Source organism: Cryobacterium fucosi (genome assembly GCF_004403515.1).
GTDB classification, from domain to species: Bacteria; Actinomycetota; Actinomycetes; order Actinomycetales; family Microbacteriaceae; genus Cryobacterium; species Cryobacterium fucosi.
Genome location: NZ_SOHH01000039.1, coordinates 33457 through 46616 on the forward strand (window position 1 = coordinate 33457; position 13160 = coordinate 46616).

Below are 13160 nucleotides of genomic sequence, written 5' to 3' on the forward strand. Positions count from 1 at the left end.
GGTATGAAGTTGCGATTTGCCAATTCACGCCTATAATCCTCGGAGTTCCGACGCCGTCGCCGGGATTGTGCACTACAGCCTGTGTCTTACAGCCGGTCCTGGGCCGCGCTGACGACCTGCACCACGTCGGCGAAGAGCGGATGCGCGGGGTCGAGACCGCAGACCTGCCCGGCGAACGCCTCCGGGGTCTCGGAGCGCAGCATCCGTTGCAGTTCGACGCTCTGTTCGTCGTCGGGCACGTCGAACCGCAGGGCGGCGCCGATCGCCACGAGCAGAGCCGTCGGGCGCGTGCCGTGCTCGGCGATCTCCGCCGCCGGCCCGATGAACCGTTCGTAGCGGCTGAGCTTGCGCATCGGCTGGCGCCCCACCCGCCGGGCCGTGTCCGGCAGTGCGGGGTTGGCGAAGCGCACCAGGATCTTCTCCCGGTAGGCACGCTGCGCCGCCTCGTCGAGGCCATGCTTGGCCACGAGCAGAGCGGAGGTCTCCTCGAGCACGCGGCGGGCCCCCTCCCGGACCTCCGGCACCGCGAGGGCGTCGGAGATCCGGGAAACTCCCGCCAACGAGCCGAGGTAGGCCACCGTGGCGTGTCCGGTGTTCACGGTGAACAGCTTGCGCTCGATGTAGGGCGCAAGGTTGTCGACGAAGGTCGCACCGGGGATGACCGGCGCGGAGTCGCCGAAGGCGCCGCGCTCGATCACCCACTCGTAGAAGGCCTCGACGGTGACGTCGATGCCCGAGCCGGCCGCCTGGCCGGGCACGATTCGGTCGACCGCGGTGTTGGCGAAGGCGGCCTTCCGGGCGAGGGACTCCCGTTCCTCGGCGGACACGTCCTTCCAGACGTGCCCGGCGAGCACGTCGGTGGCGTTGATCGCGTTCTCGCAGGCCATCACGGCGAGCGGCGCGAGCCCCGCCGCCCTCCGTTTCAGGCCGGCGAGGATCACCGGCGCCACGAACGGGAGCACCGTCGGCCCGACAGCGGTCGTGACGATGTCGGCCGTCGCGATTTCTTCGATCAGCCTCTCTTCCTCGGCGCGGCTGTTGATGGCGCGGAAGTCGTCGACCACGCGGTCGGTCGACGTCTCCCCTGCCTCGTGGACGGTGTAGCTCGTGGCGGCCTGCAAGGCCTCGATCAGGGAAGCATCCACATCGGCGAAGACAACCTCGTATCCGGCATCGTGGAGAAGGAGACCGACGAATCCGCGGCCGATGCTGCCTGCGCCGAAGTGGATGGCTTTCATTCTGCGTTGACCTCCTCGAGGAGCGTGAAGATGTCCTCGGCCGTTGCCGCATCGATCAGTTTCTGCACCTCGTCCTCGTCGGAGAAGACGACGGCGATTTTCGAGAGGATCCCGAGGTGCTCATTGTTGAGGCCGGCGATGCCGACGGCGAACCGCACGGGCTGCCCGTCCCAATCGATCGGGTCGGGATAGCGCACCAGCGACAGGGATGACCGGATGATCGATTCCTTGGCCTCGTTCGTGCCGTGCGGGATGGCGAGGAAGTTGCCCATGTAGGTCGACACGCTCGCCTCCCGGTCGAACATCGAGTCGACGTAGGCGCTCGTCACGGCGCCGGCCGCCACGAGCAGGGTGCCAGCCTCGCGGATCGCCTCCTGCTTCGTGGTGGCCGTGCCGGCGGCCACCACGTTCCCGCGTTCCAGGATGTTCTGAGTCATCGTGTTGCTTCCTCCGCCGCTCTGCTCTGCAGCAGGGTGACGACCTCGTCGTATTTCGGGCTGTTCATGAAGTTGTCCACCGAGACGAAGATCGAGTCCGGCGACTTGGCCTTCGCGCGGGCGGTCAGGTCCTGGTGCGTGATGACCAGGTCGGCCGTGCCGTCGAGGTTCGCGATGGCCTGGTTGACCACGGTGATGCCCTCGAGCCCGGCCTTCTTGATCTTGTTGCGGAGCACGGATGCACCCATGGCACTCGAGCCCATGCCGGCGTCGCAGGCGAAGACGATGTTCTTGAGGGGGCGGTTGTCGGCCGCGGCGGTTCCCGCTCCGGCTCCCGCTCCGGCGAGGCCGCCGAGGACGCTGCTGGACTTGCCTTTCATGGCCTCGGTCTTCGCGACGGCCCCGGTGAGGTCGCCGTCGAGGCCGTTGGCGATGTCGCGCTTGCGGCTGGACCGCAGGATGACCGCGGCGATCAGGAACGACACCGTTGCGGAGAGGATCACGGAGAGGATCACGCCGACGTAGCTGTCCGACGCGGTCTGGATGAGAACCGCGAAGATGCTGCCGGGTGAGGCAGGAGCGCGCAGGCCGGTCTGGAAGGCCACGTTGGTCGCCACGCCGGTCATGCCGCCGCCGATGGCCGCGAGGATGAGGATCGGCTTCATCAGCACATACGGGAAGTAGATCTCGTGGATGCCGCCGAGGAAGTGAATGATGATCGCGCCGGGCGCGCTCGCCCGGGCAAGGCCGAGACCGAAGAACGAATAGGCGAGCAGGATGCCGAGGCCGGGGCCGGGGTTCGCCTCGATCAGGAAGAGCAGCGACTTGCCGGATTCCGAGACCTGCTGAACGCCGATCGGCGTGAACACGCCGTGGTTGATGGCGTTGTTGAGGAACAGCACCTTGCCGGGCTCGACCAGGATGCTCGCCAGCGGCAGCAGGTTGTTCGAGACGAGCCAGTTGACGCCGGTCTCCAGCACGGAGCTGAAGGCGGTCACGACGGGCGCGATTCCGAAGAATGCTCCGAGCGCAAGGATGCCGCCGAGGATGCCGGCGGAGAAGTTGTCGACGAGCATCTCGAAGCCGGGCTTGATCTTGCCGGCCCACAGGCTATCGAGCTTCTTGAGCAGGTACGCGGACAGCGGGCCCACGAGCATGGCGCCGATGAACATCGGGATCTCGCTGCCGACGATGACACCCATGGTGGCGATCGTGGCGATGACGCCGCCGCGGATGCCGTAGACCATCCGGCCACCGGTGTTGGCGATGAGCAGCGGGAGCAGGTACACGATCATCGGGCCGACCATCTTGGCGACGGTTTCGTTCGGGGTCCAGCCGGTGGGAATGAAGAACGCGGTGATGAGGCCCCACGCGATGAACGCCGCGATGTTGGGCATGATCATTCCGCTGAGGAAGGTGCCGAAACGCTGAACGTGCACGCGGGCTCCCCCGCTCTTGTTCTCTGTCCCGGTTGACGTCGTCGTCATTTTTCTGCCTTTCGTTTCGGTTGTGATTGTGCGGGGATTGTGTGCATTCGGATCACGCCTGGGCGTCGTGGTCCGTGGTGAGCAGGGCGGCGAGGGAGGCGAGCACGAGGTCGGCATCGGCTCCCTCGGCGGTCAGGGTGACCGCGTCACCGAAGTTGATGCCGAGCGAGATGACTCCGAGGATGCTTGCCGCGTCCACGACCGTGCCGCCGTTGGCGGCCAGCGTGACCTCGAGGCCGGAATCGGAGGCCGCCTGCGTGAACAGCCTCGCCGGGCGGGCGTGCAGCCCGTGGGTCGATCCGATCAGAACGGTGCGTTCAGCCATCGGCGTGTTTCCTTTCTCGTGCAATTTCGTTCTCCCTCGGTCTCGGTGGAGTCAGGGGGTGGTCAGCCGGTCAGAGCGTGGAGCGCCGCATCCAGCGCCTCGTTTCCGTCCCGTGCGGCGAAGATCGTGGCCGGGAGCAGCGAGCAGCCGGCGCCCGCCCGTTCGGCCTGGGCCGTGAACTCGTCGAAGCGGGGAGCAAGGTGCGGCCCGACCAGGAGCACGTCGACGCCGTCGAGGGCGTCCGGCAGGTCCGACTCGCTGCCCGCCGACACGTCCAGGTCGAGGCCGCGGGCGGCAGCGGTCTGGCGTATCCGGAGGGCCACGAACGTGCTGGACGCACCGGCACCGCAGACAACCAAAATCCTCATCGATTCACCTTCCAGTAGCGCTGAACCCAGTCTTGCCAGATCGTCCGAATCGGGCCACCACATCCCTTTCCGCACCCCCGGAAACGGGTCTGAGCGGTCCGATCGGGTCAGGCGTGGTTGACTACAAGCGGATTGATGGAGCTGTGTGCAATGAGCGATAAACAGACACGGATGCTGGACTACCTGTCCCAGACGCCGGCCTGGGTCACCGCCGGCGAGCTTGCCGACCTCCTGGGCGTCACCCCTCGCACCGTTCGCAGCTACATCACGACGCTGAAGGCGGCCGCGCATCCGCTGGAGGTCGTCGAATCGGGCGCCGCCGGCTACCGGCTCGACCTGGAGGCCTACGCCGCCCACCGGGCAGCGCGCCGCACGTACTCCGAACCGGAGACCCCGCGGAACCGGCTGTACGCCCTCGTGCGGCGGCTCACCGAGGCGGAGGCCGGGCTCGACGTCTACGACCTGTCCGAGGAGCTCTTCGTCAGCGACTCCACCGTCGATGCCGACCTGGCCAAGGTCAGGCAGTTGCTTCCGGACACCGGGCTCACCCTCAGCCGCCACGGCAGCGTGGTCACCCTCAAGGGCTCCGAGACCGATCGCCGCCGCCTTCTCAGCCGGATGTTCCGGGAGGAGAGCTCCCGCGGACTGCTCGAACTCGAGGCGATCCAGAAGGAATTCGCGTCCGAGAGCCTGGGGGCGTTCAAGACCGACCTGATCGCGATGCTCGACTCCCAGGGCTACTTCGTCAACGAGTACGGCACCAACGACGTGCTGTTGCACGTTGCCATCGCGATCGACCGGGTGACCAGGCGCACCGCCCCCGTGTTCGCCAGCGCCCCCAGCGGCCCGCCCGACGACATGACCCTGGCCCTCTCCGCCCTGGTCACGCGACATTTCCAGGTGGAACTGGGCAGCGGGGACCTCGACTACCTGGCCCTGCTCCTGAAGACCAGGGTGATCACGCCCGGCCAGGACCAGCCGGCCGCGGTGCTGATCGAAAGCTTCGTGCGCACGGAAGACCTCGAATCGGTGCGCCGGATCGTGGGCCAGGCCGGCGAGGAGTTCCTGGTCGACCTGGTCGAGGAGAACTTCATCGTTCGCCTGACCCTGCACGTTCGCAACCTGATCAACCGCGCGCAGGACCGCTCGTACTCACACAACCCGCTCACCCGGTCGATCAAGACGAGCTACCCGATGATCTACGAGCTGGCGGTGTACATCGCCAGCTCCCTCCAGCGCCAGGAGAACATCGTCATCAACGACGACGAGATCGCGTACATCGCCATGCACGTCGGGGCGCACCTTCAGCAGCAGTCCCGCCGCGAGGACCTGGTGAGCTGCGCCCTGGTCTGCCCGAACTACTACGACATGCACGTGCTGCTGCGGGAGCGCATCGAACGGGTGCTGGGCGACGAGCTCGAAGTGGTCTCGGTGATCACCCGCAGTGATGTCGAATGGGTCGGGATCGATGCGGACCTCGTGCTCACCACCATCGACCCGGCGGTGCCCTCCGAGGGCGTCATCGTGATCCAGCCGTTCCTCACCGAGGGCGACATCGAACGGGTCCGAAAGGCCGCCAGCCGCATCCGCCGGATGCGTCGCCGCGCCCACCTCAAGGACGATCTGCTGCAGTTCTTCGACGAGTCGTTGTTCTCGCACAATTTCTACGCCGCCGACGAGAGTGCCATGATCAGGGCCCTCGGCGAGCGGATGCTCATGCAGGGCACCATCGGCCAGGACTACATCGACGGCGCCATCGAGCGCGAGCTGATGTCGTCGACGGCGTTCACCGATAATCTCGCCGTGCCGCATTCGATGTCGATGACGGCCAACCGCACGTCCATCGCCGTCGTCGTCAACGACTCCCCGATGGACTGGGGTGAGAACCGAGTGAACGTGGTGGCCCTGGTGGCGTTCAGCAAGGAAGGGCGCCGCAGTTTCCAGGCCGTCTTCGACCAGTTCGTCGAGGTCTTCTCAGACCGGGCCGCCGTGCAGCGGCTGGTGAAACGATCGGTGGACTTCGCTTCCTTCATCGACGAGCTCGTCCATCTGATGGATCAGTAACCGCCCGAAGGACCGGCCGCGGCTCAGACCGCGGCGTCCACCCAGCTACGGGACCTGAAGGCGTAGATCGCCGCGTCGAGGGCTTCGTCGCCGTTCTGAGAGGCGAAAACCGTGTCCGGCAGGAGGGCGATGCCGACGCCAGCCTTGATCGCCTGCGACCGGATCTTCTCGTAGCGGGGCGCCAGGTGCGGGCCGACGAGCAGCACATCGATCGGCCCGAGCGAGCCGGGGAGGTCGGATTCGCTTCCCGCGTGCACTGACACGTCGAGGCCGCGCTCGGTCGCCGTGTGGCGGACGCGGTGGGCCACGAAGGCGCTGGAGGCTCCGGCACCGCAGACGACGAGGATCTTCATTGACGTGCTCTTTTCTCTCGGCGGGTTGTACCCACCTCAATCCTCTCGCTTCCGGCGCGGCGCTGCCACCAAACGGGTGCCGGCCCTGCACCCATTCTCGAGAGTGGGACCTGCGGGGCTTCGCGGGAGGTGCCCGGTCTACTGGATGGGCATCGGGATGATGCCCAGGGGCGCCAGGCCGGCGGCGCCGCCGTCTTCCGCGGTGAGCACCCAAATTCCGTCCTTGTGCACGGCGACGCTGTGCTCCCAGTGCGCGGCGGCCAGGCCGTCGCTGGTCGCGACCGTCCAGTCGTCGTCACGCACGTACGTCTCAATCGAACCCAGCACGACCATGGGCTCGATCGCGACGACCAGGCCCGGCTTGACGTCCGGCCCCTTCTGCCGCACCCGGTAGTTGAACACCGGAGGGGCCTCGTGCATGGACCGGCCGATGCCGTGGCCGACGTAGTCGGTCAGGATCCCGTACTGGCCCTGGGCTTCGACATAGTCCTCGATGGCTTCGCCGACCTCGTTCAGGTGGCGCGCGACCGCAAGCCGGGCGATGCCGTGCCAGAGGGACTGCTCGGTCACGGCCGACAGCTTCTGGCGCTCCGCCACGAGCTCGGGTCGGGTCGGGTCGGGAATGACGAAGCTGAAGGCCGCGTCGCCGTTCCAACCGTCGAGGATGGCGCCGCTGTCGATCGACACGAGGTCACCGGCGGCGAGGATGCGTCTCCCGGGGATGCCGTGCACGACGTCGTCGTTCACGGACGCGCACACCGTGTGGTGGTAGCCCTGCTCGAGTTTGAAGTTCGGCTGTCCCCCCAGCGCCAGGATGGCGTCCTCCGCGGCGACGTCGATCTCCAGCGTGGTCGCCCCGGCGCGGATCGCGGCGCGGGCCGCATCGAGCGACGCGGCCGTCGCCAGGCCCGGTGCGAGCATGAGTCGCATCTGCGCCGGCGACTTGTAGATGGAACGTCGAAGGCTCATGGTGTCGATCCCTGCATTGCTGATTGTGATGCGTGAATTGCGGCCGGCCTGCGCTCGGGTCTGCGGCTCAGACGGTGTGGATGTCGCGCTCTGCCAGGGCGTCGAGGATGCGCGCGGTGACCTCGTCGACGGCACCGAGGCCGTCGACCGTTACCACGATGCCGCGGCTGCCGTAGATGTCGATCAGCGGGGCGGTCTGCTCCGCGTAGACGTCCAGGCGGTGCCGGATGACCTCGGCCGTGTCATCCGCCCGGCCCTGCTCGGCGGCGCGCTTGAGTAGGCGGGCGACGACCTCGTCGGTGTCGGCGACGATCTGCACCACCGCGTCGAGCTGGGTCCCGTCAGCCTCGAGCAGCCGGTCCAGCTCCTGCACCTGGTCAAGCGTGCGCGGGTACCCGTCCAGCAGGAAACCCGCCGCGGCGTCGGCCTGGTGCAAGCGGTCGCCGACGATCGCGTTGGTGACGGAGTCGGGCACGTACTTGCCTGCGTCGATGAACTCCTGCACCTGGATGCCGAGCGCGGTCTTGCCCTTCACGTTGGCACGGAACATGTCCCCGGTGGACACGGCGGGAATTCCGAAGGCGGCGGCCATCCGTTCGGCCTGGGTGCCCTTGCCTGCCCCGGGCGGGCCGATCACGAGCAGACGCGTCATCGGAGGAGCCCCTCGTAGTGGCGCTGCTGAAGTTGCGAGTCGATCTGCTTGACCGTTTCGAGACCGACGCCGACGACGATCAGGATGCTGGCGCCACCGAACGGGAAGTTCTGGTCGGCGCCGATGGTCGAGAAGGCAACCAGGGGCAGGAGCGCGATCAGACCCAGGTAGAGCGCACCGGGGAGGGTCACGCGGGTGAGCACGAAGTCGAGGTACTCGGCCGTCGGGCGACCCGCTCGGATGCCGGGGATGAAGCCGCCGTACTTCTTCATGTTGTCGGCGACCTCTTCGGGATTGAAGGTGATCGCGACGTAGAAGTAGGTGAAGCCGACGATCAGCAGGAAGTACATCGCCATGTACAGCGGCTGGTCGCCGCCGGTCAGGTTGTTCGACACCCATGTCACCCAGGCCGCCGGTGTTTGTCCGGCCGAGGGCTGGTTGAACTGGGCGATCAGGGCGGGCAGGTAGAGCAGCGACGACGCGAAGATGACGGGAACGACGCCGGCCATGTTCACCTTGATCGGGATGTAGGTGTTGTTCCCGCCGTAGGTGCGACGTCCGACCATCCGTTTGGCGTATTGCACGGGGATGCGCCGCTGCGACTGCTCGACGAAGACCACGGCGGCCACCACGAGCAGTCCGACCGCGATCACGATCAGCAGCACGTCGATGCCCTTCTGCTGGCCGATCGACCCGAGCGAGTTCGGGAACAGCGCTGCGATCGACGTGAAGATCAGCAGGGACATGCCGTTGCCGATGCCACGCTCGGTGACGAGTTCGCCCATCCACATGATCACGCCGGTGCCGGCGGTCATGGTGATGACCATGAGCATGATGGCGTACCAGGCGTCGTTGGTGATCAGCTGCGAGCATTCGGAGCTGGCGGACGTGCCGAAGAGGGCACCGCTGCGGGCCACCGTGATCAGCGTCGTCGACTGGAGGATGCCGAGGGCGATGGTGAGGTAGCGCGTGTACTGGGTCAGGGTGCTCTGACCGGACGCACCCTCCTTGTAGAGGGTTTCAAAGTGTGGGATGACCACGCGCAGCAGCTGCACGATGATCGAGGCCGTGATGTACGGCATGATGCCCAACGCGAAGACCGACAACTGCAGCAGTGCGCCGCCGCTGAACAGGTTGACGAGCTCGTAGAGGCCGCTGGTTCCCTGATTCGCGGCAAGACACGCCTGCACGTTGCCGAAGTCCACGAAGGGCGCCGGGATGAATGAGCCCAGGCGGAACAGGGCAACGATCCCCAGGCTGAACCCGATCTTCTTGCGAAGGTCGGGCGTGCGGAATATCCGCGCAATGGCGCTGAACACAATGCCTCCAGTTGATAACGTGAAAAACGAGCTTGTCGAGACCAGCATCGAAAGATTTCGATTGGTGGCCTCGACAAGCTCGTTCAGCGTCTACGGACTTACTTGATTGAGCCACCTGCAGCGACGATCTTCTGCTCTGCTGAGCCGGAGACCTTGTCCACCGCAATGTTCAGCTTAACGGCAATGTCACCGTTGCCGAGAACCTTGACCTTCTCGTTGTCGCGAACCGCGCCCTTGGCGACCAGGTCGGCGATGGTTACATCGCCGCCGTTCGGGTAGAGCTCGGCGAGCTTCTCCAGGTTGACAACCTGGTACTCGACCCGGAACGGGTTCTTGAACCCGCGCAGCTTCGGGGTGCGCATGTGCAGAGGCATCTGCCCACCCTCGAACCCGACGCGCACGTTGTAGCGTGCCTTCGTGCCCTTGGTGCCACGACCCGCGGTCTTACCCTTGGATCCTTCACCACGTCCGACGCGCTGGCGCGACTTCTTGGCGCCGGCGGCGGGACGAAGGTGGTGCACCTTCAGGACCTGCTCGCGCTTCTCAGCAGGAGCGGCCTTGACGGCGACCTTGGCGGCAGCAGCCTTTTTGGGGGCTACCGCCTTCTTTTCAGTGGCGGGCTTGGCTGCTGTCTTCTTGACAGCTTCCTTCTCGTCAGCCATTAGTCAATCTCCTCGACCTTCACGAGGTGAGCAACGGTGTTGACATAGCCGCGGTTCTGCGAGTTGTCCTCGCGGATCACGACAGCGCCAATGCGCTTGAGACCCAGGCTGCGAAGCGTGTCGCGCTGGTTCTGCTTCTCACTAATTTTGGACTTGATCTGTGTCACTTTGAGGCGAGCCATCAGGCACCTGCCTTTGCTGCCGCCGCGGCTGCTGCCGCTGCGGCGTCGGCACGCAGGAAGCGTGCCGGAGCAACGTCTTCGTACGCGAGGCCACGGCGAGCCGCAACCGCACGCGGCTCTTCGAGCTGGTGCAGGGCCTCGACGGTGGCGTGGACGATGTTGATGGTGTTCGACGAGCCGAGCGACTTGCTCAGCACGTCGTGGATGCCGGCGCATTCGAGTACGGCGCGCACCGGGCCACCGGCGATAACGCCGGTACCTGCTGCGGCCGGACGGAGCAGGACGACGCCTGCAGCGGCCTCACCCTGGACGGGGTGCGGGATGGTCAGGCCAACGCGGGGCACGCGGAAGAAGTTCTTCTTCGCTTCCTCGACGCCCTTGGAGATGGCGGTGGGCACTTCGCGTGCCTTGCCGTAGCCGACTCCGACCAGTCCGTTGCCGTCTCCGACGACGACGAGGGCGGTGAAGCTGAAGCGACGACCACCCTTGACGACCTTGGACACGCGGTTGATGGTGACGACGCGCTCCAGGAACTGGCTCTTGTCGGCATCGCGGCTGCCGCGGTCCTTGTTGGGGTTGCGCTCACGGCCACCACGACGAGCCTCACGAGGCTCGTTCTGCGGGGGCGTCGTTGACGCAGCAGTTTCGACGGGTGCCTCAGCGGCCACCACGTTCTCCTTTGTTGCTGTGCTTGCAGTTTCAGTGCTCACAGGTTCAATCCACCCTCTCGAGCTCCCTCGGCGATGGCAGCGACGCGTCCCGCGTACTTACTGCCTCCACGGTCAAATACGACGGCTTCGATACCGGCGGCCTTCGCGCGCTCGGCGACGAGTTCGCCGACCTTGCGGGCCTTGGCGGTCTTGTCACCATCGAAGGTGCGCAGACCGTCTTCGAGCGTGGACGCCGAAGCAAGGGTGAAGCCCTTGCTGTCGTCGACAACCTGCACGAACACGTGGCGAGCCGAACGGGTCACGACGAGACGCGGCCGAAGCGCGGTCCCTTCGATCTTCTTGCGAAGACGTGTGTGCCTGCGTCCGCGGGCAGCAGCCTTGCTCTTACCTCTAGTTCCGAGACCCATGGTTATTTACCACTCTTTCCGGCCTTGCGGCGAACAATCTCGCCGGCGTAACGCACACCCTTGCCCTTGTAGGGCTCTGGCTTGCGAATCTTACGGATATTGGCGGCGACCTCGCCGACGGCCTGCTTGTCGATGCCACCGACCGTGAGGCGGTTGACGCTCTCCACGGTCAGGGTGATTCCGGCGGGCGGGTCGACGAGGACCGGGTGCGAGAAGCCGAGGGCGAACTCGACCGAGCTGCCCTTCTGGGCGACGCGGTAACCGGTACCGACGATCTCGAGGGACTTGGTGTAGCCCGTGGTCACCCCGATGATCTGGTTGGCGATCAGCGTGCGGGTCAGTCCGTGCAGCGAACGCGAAGCGCGCTCGTCGTCCGGGCGAGTGACGACAACGTGGCCGTCCTCGATCTTGACCTCGATCGGGTTGGCGACGGTGAGCGCGAGCTCGCCCTTCGGACCCTTGACGCTGACGAGGCGGCCCTCAGTGGCTACCGTGACATCCGCGGGGATCGGGATGGGGAGTCTTCCGATACGTGACATCGTCGGCTACCACACGTAGGCGAGAACTTCTCCGCCTACGCCCTTCTTCTCGGCCTGGCGGTCGGTGAGCAGACCGCTGGAGGTGGACAGGATGGCAACGCCGAGGCCACCGAGAACGGTGGGGATTTCGGTCGACTTCGCGTACACGCGCAGGCCGGGCTTGGAAACCCGCTTGATGCCCACGATGGAACGCTCGCGGTTCGGACCGAACTTGAGGTTGAGCGTGAGGGTCTTGCCGACCTCTGCATCCTTGACGTCCCAAGCCGAGATGTAACCCTGGGCCTTGAGGATGTCTGCGATGTTCGCCTTGAGCTTGCTGTGCGGCATGGACACGGTGTCGTGGAACGCCGAGTTAGCGTTGCGCAGTCTGGTCAGCATGTCTGCGACCGGATCTGTCATTGTCATTTTTGGTGCCTTTCTCGCCTGGTTTCGTTCATCCGTTACACGGGTGACGACCTTGGTCGTTGTGGGGCTGGACGGTTGTCCAGCCCCCGGGGTGTACTACAAGGAGCCGAAGCTACCCTACTTGGTGTTTTCGGCCGTCTTGAACGGGAAGCCCAGCGCCTTGAGCAGCGCACGTCCTTCTTCGTTGTTCCTGGCCGTCGTCACGACCGTGATATCCATACCGCGGATACGGTCGATCCGGTCCTGGTCGATCTCGTGGAACATGACCTGCTCGGTGAGACCGAAGGTGTAGTTGCCGCTGCCGTCGAACTGCTTGTCCGACAGGCCGCGGAAGTCACGGATGCGGGGAAGCGCGAGGCTGAGCAGCCGGTCGAGGAACTCCCACATGCGGTCGCCACGAAGTGTGACGTGCGTGCCGATGGGCTGTCCTTCACGCAGTTTGAACTGCGCGATCGACTTGCGTGCCTTGGTGACCTGCGGCTTCTGGCCGGTGATCTTGGTGAGGTCGGCGACAGCGCCATCCATGATCTTGCCGTCGCGAGCTGCCTCGCCGACACCCATGTTGACAACGATCTTGACCAGGTTCGGAACCTGGTGGACGTTGGTGAAGCCGAGGTCCTTGGTGAGCTGGGCGGTGATCTCATCGCGGTACTTCTGCTTCAGGCGCGGCAGGACTGCCGGGACGGCTGCTTCGGCCGCTGCTACTGCAGTGTCGGTCATCAGAGGTCCTTCCCTGACTTCTTGGCGTAACGGATGCGGACGGTCTTGGTGACCCCGTCCTTCGTCACGTCTTCGAGGCGGACGCCGACGCGAGTCGGCTTCTTGGTCTCCGGGTCGACGATGGCCACGTTGGACACGTGAATCGGCGCCTCCATGGTCTCGATGCCGCCGGTCTTGGTGCCGCGCTGGGTCTGGCCAACGCGAACGTGCTTCGTGACGAAGTTGATGCCCTCGACGAGGACCCGGTTCTTCTCCACGAGCACGGCGATGACCTTGCCCTGCTTGCCACGGTCGCCGCCGCGGGCCTGGGTGCGGCCGGTGATGACCTGAACGAGGTCACCCTTTTTGAGTCTGGCCATGAT

The 13160-nt window shown here is 65.7% G+C and carries 18 protein-coding genes; 1 reads left to right on the top strand and 17 read right to left on the bottom strand.

The window, feature by feature from the left end; genetic code table 11:
• Positions 1 to 86: 86 nt before the first annotated feature.
• The 5 genes from E3T48_RS04365 to E3T48_RS04385 all read right to left on the bottom strand — a co-directional run bounded on the left by E3T48_RS04365 (position 87) and on the right by E3T48_RS04385 (position 3855).
• Positions 87 to 1238, bottom strand: a complete 1152-nt coding sequence (locus E3T48_RS04365; protein ID WP_134522623.1) for a mannitol-1-phosphate 5-dehydrogenase — start codon at positions 1236 to 1238, stop codon at positions 87 to 89.
• A complete protein-coding gene (locus tag E3T48_RS04370; RefSeq protein WP_134522624.1) occupies positions 1235 to 1675 on the bottom strand; it encodes a PTS mannitol transporter subunit IIA in 441 nt (146 codons plus the stop codon). Before E3T48_RS04370 ends, E3T48_RS04365 begins: the two co-directional genes overlap by 4 nt.
• The gene (locus E3T48_RS04375) at positions 1672 to 3162 is read right to left on the bottom strand and encodes a PTS mannitol transporter subunit IIBC (RefSeq protein ID WP_134522625.1); all 1491 of its coding nucleotides are present in this window, start codon (positions 3160 to 3162) and stop codon (positions 1672 to 1674) included. Before E3T48_RS04375 ends, E3T48_RS04370 begins: the two co-directional genes overlap by 4 nt.
• Positions 3163 to 3214: 52 nt before the next feature.
• Positions 3215 to 3487, bottom strand: a complete 273-nt coding sequence (locus tag E3T48_RS04380; protein ID WP_134522626.1) for an HPr family phosphocarrier protein — start codon at positions 3485 to 3487, stop codon at positions 3215 to 3217.
• 62 nt (positions 3488 to 3549) lie between these two features.
• A complete protein-coding gene (locus E3T48_RS04385) occupies positions 3550 to 3855 on the bottom strand; it encodes a PTS sugar transporter subunit IIB (RefSeq protein WP_134522627.1) in 306 nt (101 codons plus the stop codon).
• A gap of 150 nt (positions 3856 to 4005) precedes the next feature.
• On the opposite strand from E3T48_RS04385, the gene E3T48_RS04390 reads away from it, so the two are divergent.
• Positions 4006 to 5919, top strand: coding sequence for a BglG family transcription antiterminator (locus tag E3T48_RS04390; protein WP_241986651.1), 1914 nt, complete (start codon positions 4006 to 4008; stop codon positions 5917 to 5919).
• 23 nt (positions 5920 to 5942) lie between these two features.
• Here the strand turns inward: E3T48_RS04390 and E3T48_RS04395 are convergent, their stop codons facing one another.
• The 12 genes from E3T48_RS04395 to rplX form a co-directional block, all read right to left on the bottom strand.
• On the bottom strand, positions 5943 to 6272 hold the full coding sequence (locus E3T48_RS04395; RefSeq protein WP_134522629.1) for a PTS sugar transporter subunit IIB: 330 nt from the start codon (positions 6270 to 6272) through the stop codon (positions 5943 to 5945).
• Positions 6273 to 6410: 138 nt separating this feature from the next.
• Entirely contained in the window at positions 6411 to 7241 is an 831-nt protein-coding gene (gene map, locus E3T48_RS04400) for a type I methionyl aminopeptidase (RefSeq protein ID WP_134522630.1), read from the bottom strand.
• Positions 7242 to 7308: 67 nt separating this feature from the next.
• Positions 7309 to 7893, bottom strand: a complete 585-nt coding sequence (locus tag E3T48_RS04405) for an adenylate kinase (RefSeq protein ID WP_134522631.1) — start codon at positions 7891 to 7893, stop codon at positions 7309 to 7311.
• Entirely contained in the window at positions 7890 to 9212 is a 1323-nt protein-coding gene (secY, locus tag E3T48_RS04410; protein WP_134522632.1) for a preprotein translocase subunit SecY, read from the bottom strand. Before secY ends, E3T48_RS04405 begins: the two co-directional genes overlap by 4 nt.
• A gap of 98 nt (positions 9213 to 9310) precedes the next feature.
• Complete coding sequence (rplO, locus tag E3T48_RS04415) at positions 9311 to 9874, bottom strand: 50S ribosomal protein L15 (RefSeq protein ID WP_134522633.1); 564 nt, start codon at positions 9872 to 9874, stop codon at positions 9311 to 9313.
• Positions 9874 to 10056, bottom strand: a complete 183-nt coding sequence (rpmD, locus tag E3T48_RS04420; RefSeq protein WP_174774564.1) for a 50S ribosomal protein L30 — start codon at positions 10054 to 10056, stop codon at positions 9874 to 9876. The genes rplO and rpmD overlap by 1 nt, the downstream gene beginning before the upstream one ends.
• Positions 10056 to 10727 carry a 30S ribosomal protein S5 gene (gene rpsE, locus E3T48_RS04425; RefSeq protein WP_134365623.1) on the bottom strand — a complete coding sequence of 224 codons (672 nt, stop codon included), beginning with the start codon at positions 10725 to 10727 and terminating at the stop codon, positions 10056 to 10058. Before rpsE ends, rpmD begins: the two co-directional genes overlap by 1 nt.
• A gap of 35 nt (positions 10728 to 10762) precedes the next feature.
• Positions 10763 to 11134, bottom strand: a complete 372-nt coding sequence (gene rplR / locus E3T48_RS04430; protein ID WP_134508213.1) for a 50S ribosomal protein L18 — start codon at positions 11132 to 11134, stop codon at positions 10763 to 10765.
• A gap of 2 nt (positions 11135 to 11136) precedes the next feature.
• Positions 11137 to 11673 (bottom strand): 50S ribosomal protein L6, encoded by a 537-nt coding sequence (gene rplF / locus E3T48_RS04435; protein ID WP_134522634.1) that lies wholly within the window; start codon positions 11671 to 11673, stop codon positions 11137 to 11139.
• Between the two features lie 6 nt (positions 11674 to 11679).
• Positions 11680 to 12078: a 30S ribosomal protein S8 gene (rpsH, locus tag E3T48_RS04440; RefSeq protein WP_134363327.1), complete on the bottom strand. Its 399-nt coding sequence runs from the start codon at positions 12076 to 12078 to the stop codon at positions 11680 to 11682.
• Between the two features lie 117 nt (positions 12079 to 12195).
• Positions 12196 to 12798 carry a 50S ribosomal protein L5 gene (gene rplE / locus E3T48_RS04445; protein WP_134522635.1) on the bottom strand — a complete coding sequence of 201 codons (603 nt, stop codon included), beginning with the start codon at positions 12796 to 12798 and terminating at the stop codon, positions 12196 to 12198.
• The gene (gene rplX / locus E3T48_RS04450; RefSeq protein WP_134522636.1) at positions 12798 to 13157 is read right to left on the bottom strand and encodes a 50S ribosomal protein L24; all 360 of its coding nucleotides are present in this window, start codon (positions 13155 to 13157) and stop codon (positions 12798 to 12800) included. The genes rplE and rplX overlap by 1 nt, the downstream gene beginning before the upstream one ends.
• Positions 13158 to 13160: the final 3 nt, after the last annotated feature.